Here is a 26455-nt window from a genome sequence, read left to right as displayed (position 1 = left end):
ATGTAGGAATCCAGTGGCGAGTATCACAATACCCCCAGTCAGGGTGATGAGTATCATGAATTAACCCATTCTAAGGTGATGAGTATTACAAATAACCCCAGCCCAACGTGATAAATATCACAATAGGCTGGGGATTTGTTTTGGGGCAAATGGGGGAGGATGGACCATCCTAATCCTAAATAAGGCCTGAGACGATGTTTTTAGGTTCGATTTCATATGGAAGAGATGGAGACCTGGCCAAAAAGCCAGGTCAATTTTGAATCAGTCTATCTTCTCAATGGAAACTTGATCGATTTGCAAAGAAGTTAAACCCGGTGAATCCACATAGAAGCCGATGTCCAAGCTGCCATTCGTTACATTAACGGTTGCTTGAATCCGTTGATACCCTTTGATCGGACTAATGTTCTTGTATACTGTCTTAGCACCATGCTCACGAAGCTCCATCCGGACTGTCGTTGGTTTGTTTCCATATAACGTCTCTTTGACCCATGCGCTGACGGTATATGATCCATTTGAAAGTCCAGTTAATTTTTGATGAATGCTTTGCTTATAGGCTTTGGTGTCCCAGAAATAGAGCTTGTAGTTACCTTTATATGCATCGTAAGAATCAACGCCGTACTTTGCTGTCTGACCTGATGGATGCCATTCCGACCAGCCTCGAATGTCACCGCTTTCAAAATCCCCATTTTCCAAGAGCGAAGAGTCAATGTCGGCTAACTGATTCTTGTCGAGCACAAGACCATCCAAGTGAATCTCACCCGTATCTGAGGCTGTGCGTTCTAAAGTGATCAGGTTCAAACCCTCTTTCAAATGAATGCGATCATTCTGGTTCATCCATGTCTGCCAAGCTGAAGTCGAACCAAACGTGACTGCCCGCGAAGGTTGAACAACAGCTCCCTTATCATCGGTTGCGCTTACATGAAGAGTGCTGTTCATCCCTGACGCATTTGCATAACGATAAGAGAGCGCATAGTCACCTTCCTCAGCTGCTTGGACTGCATAGACAATTTTCGCCCCCGTCAATCCCAAACCATCCACAAAACCAAATCCTTGATAACCCGCATAATTATTGTTAAAATGCGTACCGCCCAGCCAAGTGGCAACTTCAGCAGCATAATTCGCTTTCGTGCCTTCCGGTTCAATTTTCACAACTTTAGAAGCATGTTTCACTAGACTCGGGCTGTAGGCAGTAAGTTTGCCCAGGCTAGTTCCTGTCCAGAGCTCGGTTGTATTCGCTGATTCAGTCAGTCCCAAATCTTTCAGATAATTGACCGAACGAGTGGCTGTCTCATCTGATCGATTAAATAAACCGACAACCCAGCTGCCATCTGGTAATTGTCCAAGCCATTTTTCTGAATTCCTTGCCCCCGGATCGCTGCTAAATGAATGCCCATTATTATAGTAAGGTTTGCCTACGAACCCTTGATTATGGAGCGCAAGCATGTTCTTGTTTTTGTAAAAGCTGCCGAAATTGCCAATCGTGGAATACTGATCCGTTATCGCAATTGGCGATCCAGCCATTGTGAATAATTGAATGATGCTTTTGCGCTCTTCATCCGTTTTGAAGGTATTCATGCGGATGAAATCCCCATCCAGGATCATATTGGAACCACGGCCAGCGATATCGGAAAATCCAGTGAATCCTTGGAACGGATTGGCCCACTGCGACCAGCTGTTCACCCAATTTTGACGTTGACCGCTTAAGTTTTCCCAACCGCCATGGGCGAGATCCTCATTGATTCGGACCATATCACCATACGGCAGTTCGCCAGCTGCATGATTGTTTAAATGAGGCATTACGAGACTTAGTTCCATATCATCGCCGGCTGCTTCCTGCATCCACTTTAGAGCCGTCTGATAGTTCTCGGAGCCATGATTAACTCCAATCGTCTTGCCTTTATCTGTTCCGGTTTCATACCAAGAGAGAAAATCAATTCGCAGGTAGGGAACACCTAGCTGTTTGAAGTAATTCACATACCCTTGAATGTACGCCTTGGCGCCGGGTTTCGTAACATCTACCCAGTACAAATCATCATTAAATTTATCTGCGGAGCTGGCAATTTCACTAATTTTGTAATTCGTTCCGGCGACTGTTTTCGTTGGATCTGCCGCGGCGCTCCGTGTTACCCATAAGGGGTTATAGTAAACGCCGAGCTTCATGCCTCTATTTTGAATGTAGGTTGACCAATACGCCCAGTCATGCTGCCAATTATCATTGTGGGATAAAATGTAACCGTTCTCATTTGTGAGCTGAGCACCTTCAATCCAACCGTCGGAAGCTATCATGTCATAGCCCGATGCTTTGTAATCGCTTGCAATCCAATCGATGTTTTTCTTCCATTCTGCCTCGTTCATAGGGGCATTACGTGTGTATTGATATTCATAAGTGCTCCAATATAGGGGCCCTGTTCCATTTCTAGTAAATTGACTTTCCCTTGCTTCCGTCGTCTGAGTCCCTAAGGTCAGCATGAATAAGAGACTGGTACTCCCAAGTAACACTTTAGTGAATGATGTCATCGTCATGGAGTTTGCTCCTTTCTGTCAGTTGATCATGTTCACACCTTCATCATAACTGAAAGTTCACCCAGTGCCTATGACCTGTTTTAACCAGTATATTTTGAGTGAAAAAGATACATGTCCGTGGCATTCGAAACTGGTTTGCATATTTTATACATAAAGCTTAGTAATTTTAATTGAGAGATGGTGATATGTTTGAAGATTAGAAAAGCGGTCATACCTGCAGCAGGTTTGGGTACGCGATTCCTACCGGCGACCAAAGCTCTCCCCAAGGAAATGCTGCCTATCATAGATAAACCAACCATTCAATTTATCGTAGAAGAAGCGGTAGCTTCAGGCATTGAAGACATTATCATAGTAACTGGGAAAGGGAAGAAAGCGATCGAAGATCATTTCGATACCGCTTTCGAACTGGAGAGTTATCTTAGAACGCGTGAGAAGTTTGATCTTCTAGGGCGTGTGCAGGAGCCAACCCAGCTAGCCAACCTTCATTATATTCGCCAAACCGAGCCGTTCGGACTAGGACATGCTATTTGGTGTGCCCGCGCTTTTGTTCAAAATGAACCCTTTGCAGTGTTATTGGGCGATACGTTTTTTGATGCCGAAACGCCTGCATTGGCGCAATTAATCCATTACTATAATCGATATCATAGGTCAATTATTGGTGTTCAGGAAGTTGAGGATCAATTCGTTTCGGATTATGGAATTGTAGAGGCCAAAGTCCTGCATGAAGGTATTCATAGTGTAGTAGACCTTATTGAGAAACCAGCTCTTCCAATGTCGCCGTCTAATTTGGCCATACTGGGTCGTTACATTTTGACACCTCAGATTTTCGATGTTTTGGCCACTCAAAAAGCCGGTGTAGGTAAAGAAATTCAATTGACGGACGCACTGATTACGTTGAACGAAATCGAAGCCATTTATGCCTGTGAGGTAAAGGGGCAATGGCATGATATTGGAAACCATAGAGGTTTTATTACATCGATTCTTTCTGAAGCGAATAAGAGAGCCAGTCTGAGGCCATGGCTTCGCGAGCACATAGAGAAAATGTTAAGAGAAACGGAGTGATAGGGGAATGAAAAGTCTTCACATTGTGCAGGTGATTTCTAACTTTCCAAATGCACAGAAGCTGCCACCCACGAATCAAGGCGGTACAGAGAAAGTTGTCCATGAATTGACCGAAAACCTTGTGCAAAGAGGACATCGAGTCACGGTATTTGCACCAAGAGGCAGTAGAACTAGTGCTAAGCTTATTCCGTTCCCAGAGGGTCTTCGTGATGGAGGAATAGCAAGTTATGTCTTGAGTAAGATGCCGCGGGATGTTGATGTTATTCATGATCATACGTTCAGTTCTGCACTTGGGCGGAGCAAACATAATTTCCCTACGGTATGTACCTTGCATCTCCCTGTAAAACAGCTAGTGAAACATCCTGTATATGTTTCCAAACGAGCTAGAAAGGTGATGGGCAATAATCGCGGATACTATGTATATAACGGACTTAATCCTAGTGAATATGAATTCAGTGATAAAAAGCGCAGTTTTATGTTATTTATGGGACGTATTCTGAGAGAGAAAGGTGTCATGCTCGCCATTGAGATTGCGGAGAGAACGAATAAAAAACTTATTATTGCTGGACCAATTAAAGATAAAGCATTTTTTCGTAACGAAGTTGCTCCTCGTATCAGAAGGAGTCCCCATATCCATTTTGTTGGACCCATAGGTGGCAAAAATAAACAGACGCTGCTCAAATATGCAAGCTGTTTGCTGTTTCCAACGCTGTGGGAAGAGCCCTTTGGACTCGTCATGATTGAGGCAATGGCCTGTGGTACACCAGTAATCGCCTTGAAACATGGCGCGGTACCCGAAGTTATGGCGGGATTTCCGCAATTAATCTGCCGTTCCGTTTCTGAGATGGTTGCAAAGGTAAAAGAAGGGAATTATCCGCATCCTGCCGAGCTTCGTCGTTATGTCATTCGTAGATTTACAACGTTCCAAATGACAACAAATTACTTAAAAATTTATCAAAAAGCAATGAAAAATAATCTGCAACAACCTGCACGCATTCCATAGAGATGCGTGCTTTTTTGCACGCTGCAGCCTATGGGTGAATATACTGGAGTACAATTCTGGCTAATACACCGTGGGGAGGCAACGGATGCGTAAATACACGGTTAAACGGGACCAGAGAGATTTTCGGGATTATTTTTACCGAAGCGTCAATTATATCCGGGAATCGCAATTGCCCCGCAAAGTAGATTTGCGCAAGGAGCTGTCTCCTATCGTAAATCAGGGGAATTTAGGCTCTTGCACATCGAATGCCATTGTAAGCGGGCTGCGTGAGTATTGGCTTCGTCAAGAACGAGATTCAACGATACGGCTATCTCGCCTTTTTCATTATTGGCATGAGCGTAAATTAGAGGGTACGATCAATTGGGACTCGGGAGCTACCGTACGTGATGGCATGAAGGTGCTGCATAAAATAGGGGTATGTCCGGAATCCGAATGGCCTTATCGGATAGCCAAATTTAAAGTGAAGCCTGATTCTGAGGCTGAAGCTGCAGCAGGAGCCTACCGTATCGAGGGGTATCATCGGATTCATGATTTGGCAGGGATTAAAGCAGCCTTAGCTGATGGCCAGCCTGTTGTCTTTGGAATCTGGCTGTATCAATCCTTCGAAAGTCCATTGGCTGCAAAAACAGGAAGGATCCCGTACCCGAATCGGAAAAAAGAGCAAATGTTAGGCGGGCATGCCCTAGTGGCCGTCGGATATAAGGATGGTAAGCAGAAGGGAAAGGGAATAGTCATCGTGCGGAATTCATGGGGGAAAGCATGGGGAGATCAAGGCTATTGTTACATGCCCTATTCCTTTTTCAAAAATAACGTGATGACGTTCGATTATTGGACCGGTAAATAAACCGACTTCAGGGAGGTGCTGAATCTATGTTAAGTGTGGAAGATGCAAATAAAATCATTGCGTTCTTGTCTGCGGCTTATTTGGCAACCGAGGATGCTGAGGCAAGAGAAGAATTTCATCGTTTGGCCAATGAGCTAAGGAAATCATCCGGTCAACCATTGGAATAAATAGGAATCTCATCCGAAACGAGGGGCGGCTTAAATGCCAAAAGATAAGCTGATACTGCTTATATTAATTCTGTTCGTTTTACTTACTCTGGTATTCATCGTTTTGTTTTAATGCAAAATCAGCCGTCTGCGTGCGATCGCAAACGGCTGGTTTTGGTTTGTTAACTAGAAGCCTTTGTACTGAGGTTCTTCATTTTCCAATTGCTGCACACGGGAGGCGACTTGATTTACGATGTCTTGTGCAGATAAGGCGGCCGCTTCATATAACTGTTTAGCTTCTTGATTTTGCGTGCCTAGAGCAAATGTTTCTAAGCTTGCTTGCGCACTTTTAAGTGAAGCCAATGTTGTTTTTACTTGAGAAGCTACTGTCATGTTGTGCACCTCTTCTTTAAGATTTGTGTAGGATAGCAAGCAAATTGATCGTTTTTCAATTGATTGCGATCTTTAATATGCCCTAACTTTTCACCTGCATTTATAACAATTAAATCCAATTGAATTTGTTCATAAAGACTCAACTGTAGAAGTTCTGACTGAAAGCTTGCCTTCTAGTCGAGGTGTCTTCCTATTATTTCCGTCGATGAGTGATAGCAGCAATTCTGTCGCTGCCAAACCAACCTCCATCCGTGGATAAGAGATAGCTGTCAAAGCTGGCGAGACCTGCGAAGACATTAGAATATCTTCGCACCCGGCGATTGCCAATTGTTGTGGGACAAGAATGCCGGATTCGCGGCAAGCCGCGAGGCAACCAACAGCCATCAAATCATTTGCTGCTACGATGGCTGTAAAATCAAAACCCTGCGTTAGTGTTGTTGTTAACGTGTTGAAAGCCATTTCGAAGCGGCCAGCTCCTTCGAGAATATATGGCTCCGGCAGTTTCAATCCTTCGTGATGCATGGCTTCGCGGAAAGCATTGAGCCGATAAGCAATCGGATCCTGCAGATCGCCAGCGGTCATAAAGGCAATCTGCTCATGCCCCTGTTCACGCAGATGAACAATTAACCGCCGCATTTCAGTCACCCAATCCACATCAACGACCGGGATGCTCGGCATGGAAACACCTGGATGCATGAGAGATACAACGGGAAGCTCCATCAAGCAGTAAAATGCCTGACTTTCCTCACTTAGCGTTTGGCCCAGCAGAAGAATGCCGTCCACACGCCCCATCAGTGTATTTTTTAATTCCTCTTCACGAGCAGGTTCAAATGAATGAAAGAACACAGAATAATTGCTGAGTTTAGCTTTTTTCTCAATATACGATAGCAATCCACCCTCGAAGGGGTTTCCCACGAAATGGACGAGGACAGCAATTTGCCCTGTTTTCCTAGTTTTGAGGCTGCGGGCTGTTTGATTGGGACGATAACCTAGTTCATTGATCACGGCAAGTACTTTTTGCCTGGTTTCCTCTTTGACGATGCTTCGATTATTAAGTACATAGGATACGACAGCTACTGAAACACCTGCCCGGTCTGCAACTTCTTTCCTGGTAATCATAGGGAGCTCCCTTTCTTTTTTCCTCAAGGGTATCATAAATTTGGACAAATCTAAATGTACTCGCTTTTCGATGCAGCATCGCCTAACCACAATTCTTTAAGCGGGACCATTGACTCATCCGGTACGTAGAATTTGAAATAGTTTTCACTAATTGCACCTAGCAGTTGGCGGCGAATCGGATCTGCCCCTTCGAGTAGAGCTGGGGAAGCAGCATGGTAATCAATAGGCCTCATCCAAATCGGACTATAGCCGATAAATAATTGTCGACGTGTGAAGTCGGAGCGATTCGGGGAACCGGCATGCCAAAGATTTTGTGCAAATAGGAATACGTCCCCATGCTTACCGCAAATCTGCATTTCTTCTAGTAAAGGCACATTCACATCGGTTTGAACGGGTTGATAATCTGGCCACTTATGGCTGCCCGGAATGATTTTCGTATTCCCGCGGTCTGGCTCAGACATATCACTCAAAATATAACAAACTTTAATGTAGTAGGTGGATGTTAGTCCGTTAATACTTGGGAATTTGGGCGCTGGTCCATCCTGATGCCAGTGAATGAAGCTGTTGGTCTCAGTCTTGAGATCATTGGGATTTGGTTTGCGAACGGTCAGATGTGAGATATGAAGTTGGATGTTATAACCCATCAAATTAACGATAAGTGGAAGCAGTGTCGGATTGTCCATTAAAGACAAAATTGTGGGGTCTCGTTCTACGCTATTGTAAATATTGTAGGATAATGACTCCTGCTCATCGGAAAGGATGCCGTCAACGGCACTATTCAATTCTGCTATCCTTTCTTCCGAAAGTACATTGCGAAGCAATAAATAACCGTCCTTTTCAAATTGTCGTGAGAGCTCGGGGATATCCAGGATCACTGTCGTCATTCTCATTGTTCTCCTTGTGTTTTACTCGTGTAAAAAATGTTAAAAATAAAATGGATAAGGAGTAAGTTACTCTTTATCCATTTGTTATAAAATGTATTTTACTCGTGTAAATTCAAACTTGCAAGCCTATTTTTTCGCTCGCGTAGTTAACATTTAAATCCAACTCAAATTGATCATACTTGCTGCCTAAATAGCACATAATGAGGTTGTTTCGAGCTTTAGGAAAGGGGAGGGAAAGCTTGTGGCAGATTGGGTGAGTATCGTAATCAGATCGTTTTTCGCATTAGTCTTTTTGTTTGTACTGACGCGAATTCTTGGTAAAAAACAAATATCTCAACTGACTTTTTTTGAATATGTTCTCGGAATTACGATTGGGGACTTGGCTGGGACTATTTCCACAGATGTGGAATTCAGATTCTGGCATGGGGTCATCGCTATTCTCGTCTGGGTTCTCATCCCTTTAACACTGGAGATTCTAACGCTCAAAAGTAAGACGTTACGACTTTGGTTTGAAGGTGAAGGAACGGTTGTGATAAAAGATGGCAAAATTCTTGAGGACAATTTGAAAAAAGAGCGTTACACGGGCGACGAGCTGCTGGCGCAGCTGCGAACCAAAAGTGTTTTTCGCATGGCAGATGTTGAATTCGCTATGCTTGAGGCTAGTGGTGATTTAAGTGTTCTGCTCAAAAGTGAACTCCAGCCTCTGACACCTAATCATTTGGGCATGAAGCTGAATATTGAGAAACCGACGCAGTCCGTCATCATGGATGGCGTCATACAAGATGAACCCTTGGCCGCAACAGGAAGAGGAAGAGGATGGCTACATACGGAACTGGATAAGCTAGGAGTAACGAAGGAGAATGTGTTCCTCGCACAAGTAGACACGCATGGCGAATTAACTGTCGATCTCTATGATGATAAATTAAAAGTGCCTCAACCGATTGAAAGGCCTGCATTATTAGCCACTTTGAAGAAGTGTGAGGCAGATCTTGAACTTTTTTCATTGACGACTAGTCATCCGCAAGCAAAGAAGATGTACGAGGCATGTTCGGTGCAGTTAACGAAGGTCATTCAGGATCTGCATATGATTCTAAGAACTTAGGGCGTTAGAGGAAGCTGGAGGGACAACATGGCCAACAACAAGAAGAAGAACTTGACAATGACGCAGCAGGAGTATCAGAAACTAGCGAAGAAGCAAGAGCCCAAAAGACCCGTTCTAATTAATTGCCTGCGAGCCTTTCTCGTTGGAGGGACAATCTGTTTAATTGGTGAATGTATCATGGAGATGTTCGTTAATTGGTTTGGTTTTACCGAAAAAACGGCAGGGAATCCAACGGTTGCCGTGTTAATTATCATATCCGTCATACTGACGAGCTTCGGTGTGTACGATAAAATAGCCCAATGGGCCGGAGCGGGAAGCTCCGTTCCAGTAACAGGTTTCGCAAACTCGTTATGCTCAGCAGCTATTGAGCACCGGGCGGAAGGACTTGTGCTTGGGGTAGGCGGTAATATGTTCAAGTTAGCTGGCTCCGTCATTGTCTTCGGAACCGTCGCAGCCTTTATTGTAGGTATCGTACATCTTATCATTACGGGTGGGGGTTGACCTTATGCTGAAGGGACATCAGAGCTGGGTCTTTGAGAATCGCCCCGTGATCTTATCAACGGGGACGGTTGTAGGACCTGATGAAGGCCAGGGGCCAATTAGTGGGGATTTCGATATTGTCCACGGTGATTTGACCGTAGGTCAAAAAACGTGGGAAAAAGCCGAAAAGGCACTGCTAGAGGAAGCTGCGCAACGAGCACTTGCTAAGGCAGGGCTCGAAGGCGGCAACATACAGTTTTATATTGGAGGCGATCTGATGAATCAGATCATCTCCAATACCTTTGCTGTGCGCACATTAAATATGCCGTATCTCGGCATATTCGGCGCTTGCTCCACATCGATGGAGGGGCTGGCGATAGCCGCGCAGCTGGTGGACTCGGGGGCTGCCAACTACGTGATGGCAGGCACCTGCAGCCATAACTGTACGGCGGAGAAGCAGTTCCGTTATCCGACGGAATACGGATCGCAGAAGCCGCCGACAGCTCAATACACAGTTACCGGCGCTGGGGTCGCTGTGCTTGGCAAGACCGGTGACGGACCCGTCGTCACCTCGGCCACAATCGGACGGATCGTCGATATGGGCATTACGGATCCGTTTAATATGGGCGCTGCGATGGCGCCGGCCGCGGTAGATACCATTCAAACTCATTTCCGAGAACTGAATATTGAGCCTAGTTATTACGATCTAATCGTCACCGGTGATTTGGCAACAGTGGGTGTGAATATTGCGCGCGAACTATTCGAGAAGCACAAGTTTCCAATTGATCAAACGACATATAACGACTGTGGGTTGATCATTTATGATCGCGAGAAGCAGACTGTCCAAGCGGGAGGGAGCGGTTGTGGCTGCTCTGCAACCGTCACTTATGGTCATCTCCTAAAGCGCATTAAGAGTGGCGAATTGAAGCGAATCCTAGTCGTAGCGACTGGAGCTTTGCTTTCACCGCTTACTTTTCAACAAGGGGAAAGCATTCCTTGCATTGCACATGCTGTTTCAATTGAGTCTGGAGGGTTGTACGCATGAACTTTTTTTGGGCTTTTCTGATAGGCGGAGCCATCTGTGTATTTGGCCAACTTTTGATGGATGTGGGCAAGCTGACACCCGCTCATACCATGAGCACACTTGTCGTGCTTGGCGCTATAGCAGACGGCTGTAATTTGTATGATCCGTTCATTGAATTTGCTGGTGCGGGTGCAACTGTTCCGATTACCAGCTTCGGCAATGCTCTTGTGCACGGGGCGTTAGAAGAACTTCATAAGGACGGCTATATAGGGATCATCACCGGTATTTTTAAAGTGACCAGCGCGGGGGTATCCGCGGCGATCATTTTCTCCTTCATAGCTGCCGTATTTGTCAAACCCAAAGGATAAGATCAATGCTTGGCAAGGGGCTGTCCCAAAAGGATAGCCCCTTTTATAATTATGGTTCAGCTTCATAAAAACCTTGATGGAACTTACAGAAAAAATCTAATTTATCAGCATTTTGCATGCGTTTATTCAAAAAACAGCGATTATTGATCCTAATCTTAAAACAGGCCTTTACTATCTGACATTTGTCCATACATTTCAAATGCCGTTGAAATACAATAGACCATCTGATAGCAGAAGGGAGCGAAGTGGAATGGGTTATGCTGCAGGAGGTTGTTATAGCGGTGGTCTGGGTACTAGTACGGCTGTTGTCTTGGTTCTTTTCATTCTTTTGGTTATTATTACCAGCGCATTTGTATGGTAATTCATAACAACACACCTCAAGCTTTTTAAGAGAATTCAACAATTGGTGGTTATAGGAATGTCAATCGACAATAATCGGCTAAAATCCCTTATGGGCAAACATGTTTACGTTATGACACGACAAGGGCAAATTTTAGAGGGAATTTTGGCTAAGAGCACGCGTGACAAAATCTATCTTCGTTCAAATGCCAAATCCGTAAGCATTCTTCCATAGGTCTCCGTTTTCTTCTTTTGGTAGTACCTAGACAGCGATCACATGAAAGGAGTGACTAATTTATGGGATATTCAGCAGCAGGAGCAGGATATGGCGGTAGTAGTTCAGCAGCAGTATTGGTTCTCTTTATTTTGTTGGTGATTATTACTATGACTTTTGCAATATGATACGCAGCAATAGGTAATATATTAAATTGAGATCCACAGCACGTTGCTGTGGATCTCTTTCTTTTTGCTTCTCATCGTAAACCGCTATGGATGGTTAAATTTAACAAATAAATTTAGAGGATTTACAAGTATACGGAAGAAAAACTTTACTGTAAACTAGATTTACGCTCATTTTCCTATCATTTTTGAGGAATACGGACTTATGGAAGTATTTTCACCATAAATGGCAGCACAAACGCAATTTGCAAAGAAAAACGCAGCGAATGCTTTTGTCGTAAACTTTCTGAAGACTAAGCATCTGCTTACGACGTAAGTTTTCTTACGAAAACTCAGTAGCGCTTTCGAAGAAAGTTTTGCTGAGCAAAACTCTAAGGAGGATCACAAATGGAAACTGCCACCCATCATCATGTAGAAGTTCTAGCTAGGTTGAAAGCGAATTTGGAATCATGCATTCTCGGCAAGAGCTCTGAGATTGAATTGTTGCTAACTGCGATGCTGGCCGGTGGGCATGTTTTGCTTGAAGATGTGCCGGGTACTGGCAAGACAGTGCTGATTAAAGCACTTGCTCGATCCATAGATGGTCAATTTCGCCGCATTCAATGTAATCCGGATTTATTACCTTCCGATATAACAGGTGTTTCTATATATCATCCCAAAGAAGAGAAGTTCCTGTTCCGTTCAGGACCGATTATGACGAACATTTTACTTGTCGATGAAATTAATCGGGCAACAACCAAGACACAGTCAGCTTTACTGGAAGCAATGGAAGAACAACATATCACCGTCGATGGTGATATACACGAACTTCCTTCCCCATTTATGATGCTGGCGACCCAGAACCCGATTGACTTCGAAGGCACATATATTTTGCCTGAAGCACAGCTTGACAGATTCATGATGAAGCTAAGTCTAGGTTATCCAAGTGAAGCTGCCGAGAAGCAAATGATTACGTCCCAAAGCAAAGCGCATCCGATGGAGGCGCTGCAGGCGATCATGGATACGTCTCAAGTGTTAGCCATCCAGGAACAAGTTCGTCATGTACACTTGGATGAAGCAGTAGCCGATTATTTAGTGACCATTACAAGAAAAACACGTGAACATCAGGCCGTATTCCTGGGAGCCAGCCCAAGGGCAACGCTTTCATTGGTTTTAGCTTCCAAATCTTTTGCGTTCCTCCATGGAAGAGACTATGTGATTCCTGATGATATTAAATACCTTGCTCCTTATGTTCTTGGTCATCGAATGATTCTTCATTCCGAAGCCCGTATGGACGGAGCCACGGTTTCCTCAGTTCTCGGCGCGATTTTCGAGCAAGTACGCGTGCCGGTTCGATTGGAGAAGTGAGCCTATGAATCGACCGGTATTCAAACGATTCGGGGAACTTCCCCGGTTTCCGGCAGCTCTATGGCTTCTTATTTCTTGTTTCACAGCTAGTTTAATGTTCCTGTTGTTTCAAGGTGGGAAGCTGGCCTCTATGCTTTTTATCATTATCACGTTATTGTCCGCCTATTTACTCTCTGGCAACTGGAGTGGAATTAAACGTGCGCAAGGTACACGCAAACTTGCGAATGTAGGGCAAGAAACTCAGATAGAAGCTGGGCAATCGTTGCAGATTGGTATTGGCGTGCAAATTCCAGGGTACTGGCCTATTCCTTATATGATGATTAAAGATCAGCTTATTCGACAGAATGGGGAAGAGACCATATTCGAAGGCTCCATTGTGCCGGATTGGAAACGTAGAGGCGAATTACTTTACAGTACACCACCATTAAGAAGAGGGTATTATTGGTTTGGTGAAACGGAGTGCTTAACCGAGGATATTTTTGGTTTCTTTCAGCATAAGGGCCGTTTAGAGCTTCAACAGTCGATCACTGTTTATCCACAAACGGTTGCTATTCGGGAATGGGCGCAATTTCACCAAATGCTTAAAGGTATGCAGCATCATTCCACAACGACACGAGCACATCGTGAAACGACGCAAATTAATGGTGTCCGTGAATATATTTATGGAGACCGCTTATCACGTATACATTGGAATGCCACTGCGAAGACAGGTACATGGAAATCCAAAGAATTCGAGCGAGAATCCCTTCCCAAGACGATTATTCTATTGGATCGGAATGCCCGCGCCTATCGGGATGCTGCCGAATTTGAACTAGCGGTATCTGTCGCAGCTTCTTTATTTCGCTATGGAGCGAGTCGTGACTTAGCACTGGGATTACTTTCGATTGGAAAGGAATCCACGTATTTTGAACCGAAGCAAAGTCAGAATCATCACAAACAAATCATACAGCATTTGGTCGGTGTAGAGGCAGATGGTTATCACTCACTTCACCAAATCATCAAGGAACGCTCGAGGGAATGGCCAGCAGGCTGCTTCTTTGTACTTATTTCTCCGCAAAAGGGTTCAGAGATGATTCAGGTGATTCATCACCTGGAACATCTTCAGATGAATCCATGCCATATCTGGGTTCGTGCGAAGTCCAACCATGCATTCAAACCGCAAGGGGTGGACATGGAAGGCAATCAGGAGGATTGGATAAAGGCGATTCGCTCACAAGGCTATATGGGTTATGAGGTTAGTCAGTTGACGGACTTGCCTAACCTGTTGGGAGGGGCGAAACGTTATGCCTAACGTATTATGGAAAAGGATTTTACTGACAGATTGGTCACAGCGAGTAACCGCAATTCTTACTGGTATTTTCCTTTATCAATTTGTCATCTGGATCATGAAAGAAGATGGGCTTTGGTTGCCTGAAACGGTCGCTTTTGTGACGGGAACCCTCTCAATTGTAGCGGTAACTTACCTCATACCCCACTTACATCGCGGTTGGCGTTCCTTGATACAATTCGGTTTGATTATATGGCTGCATGGAATTGGTTTGAGCTATCATTTTGTGGCCGTTAATGTGACAACATGGAAAGATGCGGTGAAATGGATTGCTCTGAATGCAGGGCAGCTGGAACCATACATTTGGTTTAGTTTAATTGCATGGATGACTTATTTGTTTGCGATGTGGTCTATCCAATCGAGACTGCGTGTATTTGTCCTTATTTTTGTCAGTATTTTATTTTTTGCAATTCGTGATTCCTTCAGTATGATCTTTTTGTGGCCGCAAGTAGCTATGGTCATATTTTGCGGATTCTCACTGTTGATGGTGCAGCATTTTAGTCAACTGAAGAGACGGGCTCCGGTCATTTGGGAGACGATTACGGATTACCCGTCCACCCTTATTATTCCAGTTCTATTGATTGTCGGTGTCACTTTTCTAGTGGGTCTACTAGCGCCAACTGTGAATCCGATCTTAACGGATCCTTACACAGCTTGGAAAGTTAGCCGTGGTGAAGCTGTCCCTCTACTTGGAAAAGGAGTCAGCATCACATCATCTGCGAACGCCGATGCTTCTTCCGGCTATAGTCGAGATGATAGCCGACTTGGCGGCGGTTTTCGTTATGATTACACGCCGGTTATGACCGTTGAAACGAGCAAGAGAACCTATTTCCGAGGCGAAACGAGATCGCTATATAATGGAAAAGGCTGGGATCTTAGCCCTGTAGAACGGAAATTGCCAGTCAATCGTGTGAATGGTAATCCGCTGCCGCTAGATCCGCGATTTGATCTGTCACTTTTGAAAACCAAAGAAGTGACACAAACGGTTGTCATGGATAGAGAGGAAGTATTTCCCGTTTTGTTCGGGGGATTCGCCATCCAGAAGATTGTGGAAGTGAATAAAGGTGAGAACCCGTTTCAACGCCTGATATGGTCTCCGCGTCAGTCTGAGCTGCGCTATGTAGGAAGAAATAATTATCCTAAAGATTATACAATTGTTACCCAGGAACCTATACTGGAAGAAGCGTTATTGCGAGAAGTCAAATCAGACTATGCCAATCAACTGGAATGGGCGGAGTATCTACAAGTGCCTGCCGACCTTTCTGAACGAGTGAAGCAGCTAGCTGTTGAAATTACCAAGGCAGCGACGAATCCTTATGACAAAGCGAAGTCGATCGAGAAGTATTTATCAGATCATTATCCGTATACGAATACCCCGGATGAAAGTAAGGGCAAGAGCAAAGATTTCGTAGACCGCTTCTTATTTGAAGTGAAGCAAGGGTATTGTGATTATTACTCATCGTCTATGGCTGTACTAGCCCGTTCTATTGGGCTTCCAACTCGTTGGGTGAAAGGTTATTCATCGGGTACTTCACCGATTCCTGAGGAAATTAGGGATTTAGGTATTTTGAGTCAACTGGGTTCTGAAATCGATACAGATGGAGCAGGTACCTATACAGTTAGAAATTCAGACGCTCATTCGTGGGTTGAAGTGTACTTTGAAGGCTTTGGCTGGATCCCCTTTGAACCGACCTCAGGCTTCAAACTGCCGAATGTGTTCCCAGAGCAAACACCGCCACCTGTTGATCTATCAACAGATAGTGACCCAGTTACTTTGCCAGACGAAACAAAAGAGGCTCCGAGCCTTACATGGTTGTGGTTGACATTAAGTGGTGTAGCAGCTGCCGCGGTAGTTGCAGTAGTTCTATTCTTTATTTTGAAAAGCGACAACTGGAGAGCATGGCGAACCCGCAGGAAGAAAAGACAAGTTGTTAATTTTAATCAGAAAATTATCGTTGAATTCGAAAAACTGCTGCGGCTAAGCCGTCGCAAGGGCTACACGAGACATGAGTACGAAACAATGCGAGAAGCGACGACAAGGTGGTCGAACCAAAGCAAGTGGATGAAAAAAGAACTGGAAACGGTGCTCGAGCTGTTTGAGCGTGCGAAGTACAGTCAGGAGAATTCCACGGAAGTCGACTATCAGACCGTTAGTCAATCTATTATTCGATTAAAAGAACAAATGAAATAGGACCAAGAAGCCACTCACCTTTCGAGGGGGTGGTTTTCCTATGAGAGGAGATTATTATTTATGGCTTTTATCGACTGTCATTTTTATTCAGATTCCCTTGGTGTTTCAGCATCCATGAACGTTATTTTGCCGCAAGCGGCTCAAAATCAAATCGGGTTGGCATCTGCGGTTTATGGGGTTAAGCATCCTACACTATATCTGCTGCACGGCTTATCTGATGATCATACCATTTGGATGAGAAGAACCTCGATAGAACGGTATGCTTCGCAATTGGGGATAGCAGTTGTAATGCCTGCCGTCAATCGCAGCTTTTACACCGATATGGCGTTTGGGCCGAAATACTGGACATTCATTAGTGAAGAATTGCCAGCTTTAGCGCGATCATTTTTCCCACTAGCTGAGGAAAGAGAATTGAATTATGTGGCAGGCCTGTCAATGGGTGGCTATGGCGCGATGAAACTGGCACTTTCACATCCAGATCGGTTTGCAGCAGCGGCAAGCTTATCGGGGGCATTGGATATATCGGACCGAGCATTGAACTTTCCTGACGATTTCAAACTGATTTATGGAGATGTATCCAAGATTAAAGGCAGCGGGAATGATTTGTTTTATTTGGTTGAGCAGTTGTCAGGCGCGACTAGACAATCCCCTAAGCTTTATCAATGCTGCGGTACGGAAGACTTCCTTTATGAAGATAATATTCGATTCCGAGATTATTGCCGCAAATTGGGTATGGATCTGACCTATGAAGAAGAGCCAGGGGAACATGAATGGGGCTATTGGGACCGTAAAATTCAAAATGTATTGAACTGGTTACCGCTTCCGGCCCGTTCCTAGTGGGAAAATATGTTCTTTTCTTTTTGCAACAAGTGGATCACTATGGTATAGTTTCACGTATATAAGGGATCTTTGAACGTAGTTCAAAGTCTCTCCGCTTTGCGAGGAAGCAGTTGGAGGTAATTTGTTTGCTGAAAAAGCTAGTTCCCAGACAGTCTGTACATACGATCTATGATATTGATGCCAATCACCTATGGGGATTTGGTGTCCGTGGTATTATAACAGATCTCGATAATACACTCGTAGGCGCACGAGATCCGCATGCGACTCCGGAGTTAATAGAGTGGTTGAACCGTTTGCAAAAAATGGGCTTCAAGGTCGTCATCGTGTCCAATAATAATCATGGACGGGTTTCAGCCTTTGCGGAGCCGCTTGGCATTCCATTCATTCACCGAGCTAAGAAACCAACGAACGTTTCATTCCACAGAGCCATGAAGCTGCTTGGTACGAATGCGAGACAAACAGCTGTCATTGGTGATCAAATGTTAACAGACGTGCTTGGCGGCAATCGGATGGGGCTATATACGATCCTTGTTCAACCCATTTCAATTAAGGATGAGGGTTTTTTCACGAAAATCAATCGCCGTATTGAGAAATGGGCTTTAGCAAGGATGAAGAAATAGGAGGATTCATGAGTACAGAAACGATTAATCATTGTGCGGGATGCGGCGTATTGCTGCAAACGGAAGAAAAGGGTAAGCTGGGCTTTATCCCGGCTGAAGCGATGCAGAAGGAACCGGTTATTTGTCAACGCTGCTATCGCATCAAGCATTATAATGAATCTTCGAGTATCACACTGCAGCAGGACGACTTTCTTAAATTACTAGGACATGTCGGTCAAACGAAAGCTCTGGTTGTGAAAATCGTAGATATTTTTGACTTTGAAGGCAGTATGATTAGCGGTCTTGCACGCTTTGTGGGTACGAATCCTGTTCTGTTGGTCGTAAACAAGATTGATTTGCTGCCAAAAGTGACGAACGCAAACAAGATCATTAACTGGGTACAGCGCAGAGCCAAAGAGGAGAACCTCAAGGTTGTTGATATCATCCTTTGCAGTGCGAAGAAAAACATTGGTTTCGATCGTGTTATTACAGCTGTGCAGGAATATCGCGGCAACATGGATGTCTATGTGGTCGGTGCAACAAATGTCGGTAAATCGACGCTCATTAACCGCTTAATCAGTGATTATAGTGATCTGGAGTCGGAGCTTACGACGTCGCAGTACCCGGGTACAACACTGGATCTGGTCAAAATCCCACTGGATGATGGTCGGTTTATTGTTGATACACCAGGAATCGTGCACACTCATCGATTAACTGAAGTCGTGAAAAAGCGTGATTTAACTAGAATCATGCCTGACAAACCACTTAAGCCGATGGTGTTTCAATTAAATGAAGCGCAGACGTTATTCTTTGGCGCCTTAGCTCGATTTGATTTTATTAGCGGTGAACATCAGTCGTTCACTTGCTACACGTCCAATGCCATTCAAATTCATCGTACAAAGCTAGAAAAGGCTGATGATTTGTATGAAGAACACAAAGGTGTCATGCTTGCGCCACCTAACCTAGCGGACTTAGACGAGCTGCCTAAGCTTGTGAAGCATCCGCTGCATATTCCGAGGGGGAAACAAATGGATGTGCTGATCTCTGGTTTAGGCTGGATTAAAGTGAACAGTTTAGCTGGTGCTCAGCTTGCCATTCATGCGCCGAAGGGGATTAAGGTGATCACGCGTGAGTCGTTGATTTAGGGGGACAAGAGGAGAACATGGAGAAACTGATGACGACGATTGACAGTCATACCATTCTATATGGGGTTTTCGGAGATCCGATACGGCATTCCCGTTCCCCGATTATGTTGAATCGGGCTTTTCAGGAAGCGGGTATTAATGCAGTTTACGCTGCTTTCCACGTTCGTCCTGAAGAACTTGGGTATGCTGTTCGCGGGATACGGGCATTAGGATACCGAGGTATCAACGTAACGATTCCGCATAAAGTGGAAGTTATGCAGTACTTGGATGAAATCGATGAAGGGGCTAGGATCGTTGGGGCGGTGAATACCATCGTGAATGAATCTGGTAAGCTCATCGGTTACAATACAGACGGTATTGGCTATGTGCGATCGCTCAAGGAAGAGACGGGTATTGATCTGAAAGGGAAAAGTGTTCTTCTCCTTGGTGCTGGTGGAGCTGCCAGAGGCGTTGCCTATGCGCTTGCCAAAGAAGGAGCAGGCCGAATCTACATCGCGAATCGTACCAAAGAACGCGCCTTGGAGCTTGCCGAAACGATCAGTGCTTACACCGAAGCGATTGGACTTGGCATGGACGAGCTAGGACATGTTGTAGATGAAGTCCAATTTGTTCTGAATACAACTTCGGCCGGCATGCATCCTCATGTTGAAGAACTTCCGTTACCGCTTGAACTCCTGCGTTCGCATCATCTGGTCAGCGATCTCATTTATAATCCGCGAATTACAAGATTTCTTCGTGAAGCGGAAGCAAGAGGAGCCCGCATACATGGCGGACTCGGTATGTTTATTTATCAAGGTGCTTTTGCCTTTGAATATTGGACTGGCACCCCTGCGCCCGTTGCGGCGATGAGACAGGTGGTAGAACAGTCGTTAGCTGAATAAGAATGAATAGAGGGACATCTATGTTAACAGGCAAACAGAAACGTTATTTGCGCTCAATGGCGCACCATTTAGATCCGATCTTCCAAGTAGGTAAAGGCGGCGTGAACGATCATTTAATCCGTCACATTCAAGAAGCTTTGGAAGTTCGTGAATTGATTAAAATTACGGTACTCAACAACAGTGGAGAAGACCGCGACGAGGTCGGCACTGAATTGTCCGAGAAGTCTGGCGCTGAGCTCGTTCAGGTTATCGGTAAAATCGTCGTGCTTTACAAAGAATCGCGTGACAAGAAAAAGATTGAACTGCCGCGCTAAAGAGGTGGAAGCATGCTTGTCGGAATAATGGGAGGCACCTTCGATCCAATTCACACCGGTCATCTGATCGCGGCGGAGAGAGCGAGGGTGGAAGCAGGACTAACCGAAGTATGGTTGATGCCGGCTAATGTGCCGCCGCATAAGCCAAATGCGCCGAAAGCGACGACGGAGCAGCGTTGGGAGATGGTTTGCCTTGCTGCGGTAGGCAATCCTTTTTTTCGTCCAATGGATATCGAAATTAGTAAAGGCGGCGTATCCTATAGTATCGATACGATTGAGCTGCTCAGCAAGGAATATCCAGGTACGGAATTTGCTTATATTATAGGTGCCGATATGGTTCAATATTTGCCGCAATGGCATCGCATTGATGACATTGTGCGGCATATTCGCTTTATTGGATTAGCTAGACCTGGTTATGAACTTGATATGTCGCAAATGCCTATTAACATTCGTAATCGAGTTACGATTGTACCCATGCCGCTTGTTGAAATTTCGTCAACAGCTATTCGTAATGAAAGACAAAGGAACGGTTCAGTCCGTTACCTTGTGCCAGATACGGTGAATGGTTATATGGAGGTGAACCGTTTGTATGAATCGTGAGGAACTGATGGCGGCGGTAAAGGAACAAATGCCTGAGCGACGCTGGCTGCATACACTCGGTGTCATGGAAACTAGCGTTATTTTGGCGAAACGCTTTGGTGGAGACCCGGCCAAAGCCGACCTTGCGGCCATTTTGCACGATTATTGCAAGTATTGGCCCGTTCAGGAGCAAGCTAAGATTATTCGCGAGAATGGATTGCCCCAGGACTTGCTGGATTATGAGAAGGAGCTATGGCACTCCCATGCTGGAGCTTTTATCGCTAAGGAGCAATTTGGCATCCATGATGAGGAGATACTAGATGCAATTCGGTATCACACCTCCGGTCGTGTTCAGATGACATTAATGGACAAAATCGTATGCTTAGCGGATTATATGGAGCCTGGACGCGATTTTCCGGGTGTTGATCTCATTCGCGAACTGGCTGAGCGAAGCCTAGAGAAGGCGCTGGTTGCCGGTTTTGATTCCACGATTAGCTTTTTACTTGCCAAAGGCAAACGGATTTATCCGCTTACTATTTTGACACGGAACGATTTGATTACACAAATAAACACATGAACCTTGGAGGATGATTGAATGAGTAAAAACCCAGAAGAAGTTTTGGCTTTTGTTGTTGAGGCTGCTGAAGATAAAAAAGCGGCAGATGTTGTAACCCTGAACTTGAAAGGCGTATCCCCAATTGCCGACTATTTCGTTATTTGTCACGGGAATTCGGAAACGCAAGTGCAAGCGATTGCCAGCGAAGCTAGAAAGAAAGCACATGAGTATGGCGTTAATATCAGAGGCTACGAAGGTATTGATACAGCAAGATGGGTGCTGCTTGATCTAGGGGACGTTGTTCTTCATGTCTTCCACCGCGATGATCGTGAATATTATAATATCGAAAGACTTTGGTCCGATGCCAAAGTTGTGGAGCGCGTATGAGAATGGAAGCAGGATCCCTTGTTACCCTAGAGGTAGCGAGGGAGGTTCCTCCTAACGGTTATTTCCTTACTGACGGCCAGCAGGATGTTCTTCTGCCTTATGCAGAAATCGTAGGTAAGATACAACCCGGAGATCATGTTGAAGCCTTCTTGTTTCACGATACGCAGGATCGATTGATGGCTACAATGAAACGACCTCTTCTTCTCATGGGCGAAGTAGGACTTCTGGAAGTAGTAGATATTCACCCTAGATTTGGATATTTTCTTGAAATGGGACTGGGTCGCAACCTGTTGCTTCCCTACAGACATGTGCCGGAGCTCGAAGAGCTGCGTCCACAAGTAGGAGATAAGGTATTTGCCACATTAGCTCACGATCGGCAAGAACGTTTAATCGCTAAGCTGGCTCTGGAAGAGGACCTGGCTCCTCTTTGCGTTCGTGCACCCTCGAGTTGGAATAATCAGTGGGTCAAAGCACGTGTGTACAGACCGCTTCAAATTGGTACCTTTGTTATTTGCGAAGCAGGAGTCCTTGGCTATGGTGTTATTGGACTTATTGCTGCTCCGGAACGGACACGCTTGCTGCGTGTAGGTGAGTTGGTAGAAGTACGGGTCGCATTCGTTCGTGAAGAGGATGGGCGGGTCAATCTATCGATGCGACTCCGGAAAGAAAAAGGAATGGATGAAGATTCGGAGCGCATTTTGAGTGTCCTCCAAGAACGGCCTGGAAATGCGATGCCATTTTCGGATAAAACGTCGGCAGATGTCATCAAGGATCGGTTTGGCCTAAGTAAAGCGGCTTTCAAACGCGCATTAGGCAAGCTTATGAAGGACGGGCTCATCTACCAAGAGGATGATTGGACCTATCTGAAGCAAGAGGAGACGCAAGGTTAACATGAGTTACGAAAAATTCGCGTACACCTATGATCGCTTGATGAACAGCATGCCATATGAAGATTGGCTTCGTTTTGTGAAAGAAAGCTTCGAACGATTTGGTATGAAACCATCTACGATTGTTGATCTGGGCTGTGGTACTGGAAATTTGACGATTCCTTTAGCCTTGGAAGGGTACCAGCTGACAGGTATTGATTTATCTGAAGACATGTTGGCAGTCGCCGAGCAAAAAACGGGGGAGCACAAAAGTCAACTGCGCGGTGGCACCATTCATTGGGTACAACAGGATCTGCGTGAATGGGACCTCGGTGAACAAGTGGATGTGGCGCTTTCGATCTGTGATAGTCTCAACTATTTGCTAGAGGAAGAAGATATCGTTGATGCTTTCCGTCAAACCTTTAAGGGTCTTAAGCCAGGCGGTCTTTTCCTTTTTGATGTGCATACACCTGAGCAGTTGTTCGCTTATGCAGACTCTCAGCCCTTTTTCCTGAATGAAGACGATGTTGCCTACATATGGACAAGCGAGTTAGATGAAGAAAGAGTGCAGATTGAGCACGAGTTGACCATATTTGTCAAAGACAGCGGAAAGGATTCTTTCCGACGTATCGATGAAACTCATCTGCAAAGGGCTTATTCTTTGCATTGGCTTAAGGAAATGCTGCTTGCAGTCGGTTTCACTGAGGTGCAAATGGCTGCTGACTTTACTTGGGAGCAACCTACCTCTATGACGGAGCGAGCTTTCTTTATTGCAAAGAAATAACGACAATGAAGTCCATTGCAGCTTGACAGTGCGGCATTATTTTACATATAATCAAAGCTAATTAGATTATTAAAGCTAAGAAGAGGAATAGTAACTTGTACAGCATCTTTCAGAGAGCCGGATGTAGGGTGGAAGCCGGTAGATGTCAGTCTTGTGAACTCGCCTTGGAGCTAGAAGGTGAATCACCATGGAAAGCGGAGAGACTTGAGCTACGCTCAAAGATCCCTATAGCGGAGAGACTTTGAGCTACGCTCAAAGATCCCTATATATGGTGCTAGCTGGATCGTCTCACCCGCGTTAAGGGGCAGAGTGAACACAGGCAAAGAATGCTTGTGTTAACTAGGGTGGTACCACGGGAATCTAACCTCTCGTCCCTAGCGATATCCGCTAGCGATGAGGGGTTTTTTGGCGCTTACAGCGCTTTTGAATGATGAAGAGGATGGCTGTACACAGGGAGGATTTTGCACATGACACAGGAAACTAAAGAAACCAAAGAAACAAAAGAGCAGCAAGGCTATAATCCACAAGCAATTGAGCCGAAATGGCAGGCTTATTGGGATGCGAAGAAAACGTTTAAGGTGCTTGAGAATTCGGATAAGCCGAAGTTTTATGCGTTGGATATGTTCCCTTACCCATCAGGAGCTGGTCTGCATGTAGGGCATCCGGAAGGCTACACAGCAACTGATATCGTTTCACGTTTCAAACGGATGAGAGGTTTTAATGTACTTCATCCAATGGGATGGGACGCTTTCGGACTTCCTGCTGAACAATACGCACTGGATACGGGAAATGATCCGCGAGAATTCACCAAGAAGAACATTGATACATTCCGTCGTCAAATTAAATCACTAGGCTTCTCGTACGATTGGGATCGTGAAATTAGTACAACAGATCCTGAGTATTACAAATGGACACAATGGATTTTCATCCAGTTGTACAATAAAGGACTCGCTTATGTGGATGAAGTGCCCGTAAACTGGTGTCCAGCGCTGGGAACTGTTCTTGCTAATGAAGAAGTAATTGACGGTCTAAGCGAGCGCGGTAACCATCCCGTTATTCGTAAGCCGATGCGTCAATGGATTCTGAAAATTACCGAGTACGCTGAACGTCTACTTGAAGATCTTGAGGAGCTGGATTGGTCCGAAAGCATCAAAGATATGCAGCGCAACTGGATTGGTAAATCAACAGGGGCAGAAGTCCAATTTGCCATTGATGGATACGATGAGAAGAGTCTGACGGTTTTCACTACACGTCCAGATACATTGTTTGGCGCTACGTACTGCGTTCTGGCACCTGAGCATGAGCTTGTTGAGCAAATTACAACAGGCGATCAAGCTGCTGCCATTAAGGAATACCAAGAAAAAGCTTCTCGCAAAAGCGATCTCGAACGTACGGATCTTGCAAAAGACAAGACAGGTGTTTTCACAGGAGCGTATGCTGTCAATCCGGTAAATGGCGCCAAAGTGCCAATTTGGATTGCTGACTATGTGCTTGGCGGTTACGGTACGGGAGCAATCATGGCTGTTCCAGGACACGATCAACGTGACTGGGAGTTTGCTAAACAGTTTAATTTGCCGATTATCGAAGTCGTACAAGGTGGAGACGTTGAGAAGGAAGCTTACGCAGGGGATGGCGAACATGTCAATTCCGGTCCGATTAATGGCATGAACATCGAACAAGGGATCAGCCATATGATCGCTTGGCTTACGCAAAACGGCAAAGGCCGCGGCAAAGTAACCTACCGCTTGAGAGATTGGCTCTTCAGCCGTCAAAGATATTGGGGAGAGCCGATTCCAATTCTTCATCTTGAAGATGGCACAATGAAGCCTGTTCCCGTGGATCAACTGCCACTCTTGCTTCCGCAAGTCGATGAAATTAAACCATCAGGTACAGGAGAATCACCGCTTGCGAACGTATCCGAATGGGTAAATACGATTGATCCGGAAACCGGCATGAAAGCTCGCCGTGAAACGAATACCATGCCGCAATGGGCCGGCAGCTGCTGGTACTATCTACGTTTTATCGATCCGCGTAATGATAAAGAGTTTTGTTCGCAGGAGCTTCAGCAGCAATGGTTGCCTGTAGATCTTTACATCGGCGGAGCGGAACATGCTGTTCTTCACTTGCTGTATGCGCGTTTCTGGCATAAGGTGCTTTATGATCTTGGCTTTGTTCATACCAAAGAGCCTTTCCATAAGCTTGTAAACCAAGGGATGATTCTTGGTGAGAACATGGAGAAAATGAGTAAATCTCGCGGTAACGTTGTGAATCCGGATGATATCGTCAGCGATCAAGGGGCCGACACACTGCGTATTTACGAAATGTTCATGGGACCACTTGAAGCTACAAAACCATGGAATACAACGGGTGTGGATGGTATCTATCGTTACTTGAATCGTGTGTGGAGGCTGTTTGTTGACGAGAATGGTCAAATAAATGCTAAAATCAGCGCCGCCGAAACATTGGGCAGCGATGCGTTCAAACGTACTTGGCACCGGACGATCAAAAAAATAACCGAGGATTTCGAAGCCCTTAGGTTTAATACAGCGATCAGTCAAATGATGATTTTCGTGAATGAAGCCTATAAAACAGAACGTTTACCGCTTGAAGCGATGAAAAATTTCGTTCAAATGTTATCTCCAATTGCGCCGCATTTGGCCGAAGAACTTTGGGAGAAGCTCGGCGGCACAGAATCAATTACCTATCAGCCGTGGCCAACCTACGATGAAGCGTGGACAGTCGACAATGAAATTGAGATTGTTGTACAGGTCAATGGAAAAATTGTTGATCGTGTGCTGATTTCCAAGGATACAGATGAAGCTGAGATGGAAAAAATCGCATTTGACCTCGATAAAGTCAAAGAAGCGACCGCCGGAAAGGCCGTTCGCAAATTGATTGTTGTAAAAGGTAAATTAGTAAATATTGTCGTAGGATAGCAAGAGAAGTTGACAAT

The 26455-nt window shown here is 45.1% G+C and carries 28 protein-coding genes and 1 other annotated feature; of the genes, 24 read left to right on the top strand and 4 right to left on the bottom strand.

The window, feature by feature from the left end:
- Positions 1 to 261 precede the first annotated feature (261 nt).
- Positions 262 to 2523, bottom strand: coding sequence for a carbohydrate-binding protein (locus QFZ77_RS28010; protein ID WP_307444539.1), 2262 nt, complete (start codon positions 2521 to 2523; stop codon positions 262 to 264).
- 189 nt (positions 2524 to 2712) lie between these two features.
- Between QFZ77_RS28010 and galU the strand changes: the two genes are divergently transcribed.
- From galU to QFZ77_RS27990, 4 genes are all read left to right on the top strand, one after another.
- A complete protein-coding gene (gene galU, locus QFZ77_RS28005) occupies positions 2713 to 3585 on the top strand; it encodes a UTP--glucose-1-phosphate uridylyltransferase GalU (RefSeq protein WP_307444536.1) in 873 nt (290 codons plus the stop codon).
- Positions 3586 to 3592: 7 nt separating this feature from the next.
- The gene (locus tag QFZ77_RS28000) at positions 3593 to 4588 is read left to right on the top strand and encodes a glycosyltransferase family 4 protein (protein ID WP_307444534.1); all 996 of its coding nucleotides are present in this window, start codon (positions 3593 to 3595) and stop codon (positions 4586 to 4588) included.
- An 85-nt stretch (positions 4589 to 4673) separates the two neighbouring features.
- Entirely contained in the window at positions 4674 to 5432 is a 759-nt protein-coding gene (locus QFZ77_RS27995; protein ID WP_307444531.1) for a C1 family peptidase, read from the top strand.
- A 26-nt stretch (positions 5433 to 5458) separates the two neighbouring features.
- The gene (locus QFZ77_RS27990) at positions 5459 to 5599 is read left to right on the top strand and encodes a hypothetical protein (RefSeq protein WP_047672235.1); all 141 of its coding nucleotides are present in this window, start codon (positions 5459 to 5461) and stop codon (positions 5597 to 5599) included.
- Positions 5600 to 5764: 165 nt separating this feature from the next.
- Here the strand turns inward: QFZ77_RS27990 and QFZ77_RS27985 are convergent, their stop codons facing one another.
- The 3 genes from QFZ77_RS27985 to QFZ77_RS27975 form a co-directional block, all read right to left on the bottom strand.
- Positions 5765 to 5971, bottom strand: a complete 207-nt coding sequence (locus QFZ77_RS27985; RefSeq protein ID WP_057303170.1) for a DUF1657 domain-containing protein — start codon at positions 5969 to 5971, stop codon at positions 5765 to 5767.
- Between the two features lie 129 nt (positions 5972 to 6100).
- Positions 6101 to 7090 carry a LacI family DNA-binding transcriptional regulator gene (locus tag QFZ77_RS27980; protein ID WP_307444528.1) on the bottom strand — a complete coding sequence of 330 codons (990 nt, stop codon included), beginning with the start codon at positions 7088 to 7090 and terminating at the stop codon, positions 6101 to 6103.
- Between the two features lie 50 nt (positions 7091 to 7140).
- Positions 7141 to 7974 (bottom strand): phytanoyl-CoA dioxygenase family protein, encoded by an 834-nt coding sequence (locus QFZ77_RS27975; protein WP_307444526.1) that lies wholly within the window; start codon positions 7972 to 7974, stop codon positions 7141 to 7143.
- Between the two features lie 241 nt (positions 7975 to 8215).
- Here QFZ77_RS27975 and QFZ77_RS27970 point away from each other — a divergent pair, with 241 nt between their 5' ends.
- From QFZ77_RS27970 to leuS, 20 genes are all read left to right on the top strand, one after another.
- Positions 8216 to 9076, top strand: a complete 861-nt coding sequence (locus tag QFZ77_RS27970; RefSeq protein ID WP_307444523.1) for a DUF421 domain-containing protein — start codon at positions 8216 to 8218, stop codon at positions 9074 to 9076.
- A gap of 27 nt (positions 9077 to 9103) precedes the next feature.
- The gene (spoVAC, locus tag QFZ77_RS27965; protein WP_307444520.1) at positions 9104 to 9577 is read left to right on the top strand and encodes a stage V sporulation protein AC; all 474 of its coding nucleotides are present in this window, start codon (positions 9104 to 9106) and stop codon (positions 9575 to 9577) included.
- Positions 9578 to 9581: 4 nt separating this feature from the next.
- Positions 9582 to 10601, top strand: a complete 1020-nt coding sequence (gene spoVAD / locus QFZ77_RS27960) for a stage V sporulation protein AD (protein WP_307444518.1) — start codon at positions 9582 to 9584, stop codon at positions 10599 to 10601.
- The gene (gene spoVAE, locus QFZ77_RS27955) at positions 10598 to 10948 is read left to right on the top strand and encodes a stage V sporulation protein AE (RefSeq protein WP_171643680.1); all 351 of its coding nucleotides are present in this window, start codon (positions 10598 to 10600) and stop codon (positions 10946 to 10948) included. The genes spoVAD and spoVAE overlap by 4 nt, the downstream gene beginning before the upstream one ends.
- Positions 10949 to 11198: 250 nt before the next feature.
- The gene (locus QFZ77_RS27950) at positions 11199 to 11309 is read left to right on the top strand and encodes a YjcZ family sporulation protein (RefSeq protein ID WP_307444515.1); all 111 of its coding nucleotides are present in this window, start codon (positions 11199 to 11201) and stop codon (positions 11307 to 11309) included.
- A gap of 275 nt (positions 11310 to 11584) precedes the next feature.
- Positions 11585 to 11689 (top strand): YjcZ family sporulation protein, encoded by a 105-nt coding sequence (locus tag QFZ77_RS27945; protein ID WP_307444513.1) that lies wholly within the window; start codon positions 11585 to 11587, stop codon positions 11687 to 11689.
- 384 nt (positions 11690 to 12073) lie between these two features.
- Positions 12074 to 13033 (top strand): AAA family ATPase, encoded by a 960-nt coding sequence (locus QFZ77_RS27940; protein WP_307444510.1) that lies wholly within the window; start codon positions 12074 to 12076, stop codon positions 13031 to 13033.
- Between the two features lie 4 nt (positions 13034 to 13037).
- On the top strand, positions 13038 to 14324 hold the full coding sequence (locus tag QFZ77_RS27935; RefSeq protein ID WP_307444507.1) for a DUF58 domain-containing protein: 1287 nt from the start codon (positions 13038 to 13040) through the stop codon (positions 14322 to 14324).
- On the top strand, positions 14317 to 16551 hold the full coding sequence (locus QFZ77_RS27930; RefSeq protein WP_307444505.1) for a transglutaminase TgpA family protein: 2235 nt from the start codon (positions 14317 to 14319) through the stop codon (positions 16549 to 16551). Before QFZ77_RS27935 ends, QFZ77_RS27930 begins: the two co-directional genes overlap by 8 nt.
- A 60-nt stretch (positions 16552 to 16611) precedes the next feature.
- Complete coding sequence (locus QFZ77_RS27925; RefSeq protein WP_307444502.1) at positions 16612 to 17388, top strand: alpha/beta hydrolase; 777 nt, start codon at positions 16612 to 16614, stop codon at positions 17386 to 17388.
- Between the two features lie 128 nt (positions 17389 to 17516).
- Positions 17517 to 18011 carry a YqeG family HAD IIIA-type phosphatase gene (locus tag QFZ77_RS27920; protein ID WP_171643686.1) on the top strand — a complete coding sequence of 165 codons (495 nt, stop codon included), beginning with the start codon at positions 17517 to 17519 and terminating at the stop codon, positions 18009 to 18011.
- Between the two features lie 8 nt (positions 18012 to 18019).
- Positions 18020 to 19135, top strand: a complete 1116-nt coding sequence (gene yqeH / locus QFZ77_RS27915) for a ribosome biogenesis GTPase YqeH (protein WP_307444499.1) — start codon at positions 18020 to 18022, stop codon at positions 19133 to 19135.
- A gap of 17 nt (positions 19136 to 19152) precedes the next feature.
- On the top strand, positions 19153 to 20016 hold the full coding sequence (gene aroE, locus QFZ77_RS27910; protein ID WP_307444496.1) for a shikimate dehydrogenase: 864 nt from the start codon (positions 19153 to 19155) through the stop codon (positions 20014 to 20016).
- A gap of 20 nt (positions 20017 to 20036) precedes the next feature.
- On the top strand, positions 20037 to 20330 hold the full coding sequence (gene yhbY, locus QFZ77_RS27905; protein WP_029193567.1) for a ribosome assembly RNA-binding protein YhbY: 294 nt from the start codon (positions 20037 to 20039) through the stop codon (positions 20328 to 20330).
- Positions 20331 to 20342: 12 nt separating this feature from the next.
- Positions 20343 to 20930, top strand: coding sequence for a nicotinate-nucleotide adenylyltransferase (locus QFZ77_RS27900; RefSeq protein ID WP_307444492.1), 588 nt, complete (start codon positions 20343 to 20345; stop codon positions 20928 to 20930).
- On the top strand, positions 20920 to 21486 hold the full coding sequence (gene yqeK, locus QFZ77_RS27895) for a bis(5'-nucleosyl)-tetraphosphatase (symmetrical) YqeK (protein WP_307444490.1): 567 nt from the start codon (positions 20920 to 20922) through the stop codon (positions 21484 to 21486). The genes QFZ77_RS27900 and yqeK overlap by 11 nt, the downstream gene beginning before the upstream one ends.
- An 18-nt stretch (positions 21487 to 21504) precedes the next feature.
- Positions 21505 to 21852: a ribosome silencing factor gene (gene rsfS / locus QFZ77_RS27890; protein WP_307444487.1), complete on the top strand. Its 348-nt coding sequence runs from the start codon at positions 21505 to 21507 to the stop codon at positions 21850 to 21852.
- Positions 21849 to 22742, top strand: a complete 894-nt coding sequence (locus QFZ77_RS27885; protein ID WP_171643691.1) for a CvfB family protein — start codon at positions 21849 to 21851, stop codon at positions 22740 to 22742. Before rsfS ends, QFZ77_RS27885 begins: the two co-directional genes overlap by 4 nt.
- A gap of 1 nt (position 22743) precedes the next feature.
- The gene (locus QFZ77_RS27880; protein WP_307444482.1) at positions 22744 to 23502 is read left to right on the top strand and encodes a class I SAM-dependent DNA methyltransferase; all 759 of its coding nucleotides are present in this window, start codon (positions 22744 to 22746) and stop codon (positions 23500 to 23502) included.
- Positions 23503 to 23570: 68 nt separating this feature from the next.
- Positions 23571 to 23881 (top strand) — a binding site (T-box leader).
- A gap of 88 nt (positions 23882 to 23969) precedes the next feature.
- Positions 23970 to 26438: a leucine--tRNA ligase gene (leuS, locus tag QFZ77_RS27875; protein ID WP_307444480.1), complete on the top strand. Its 2469-nt coding sequence runs from the start codon at positions 23970 to 23972 to the stop codon at positions 26436 to 26438.
- Positions 26439 to 26455 lie beyond the last annotated feature (17 nt).

This window comes from Paenibacillus sp. V4I3, assembly GCF_030817215.1.
GTDB lineage: Bacteria > Bacillota > Bacilli > Paenibacillales > NBRC-103111 > Paenibacillus_E.
Note: the sequence above shows the minus strand (reverse complement) of the source record. Positions and strands in the feature narration are given on the sequence as shown.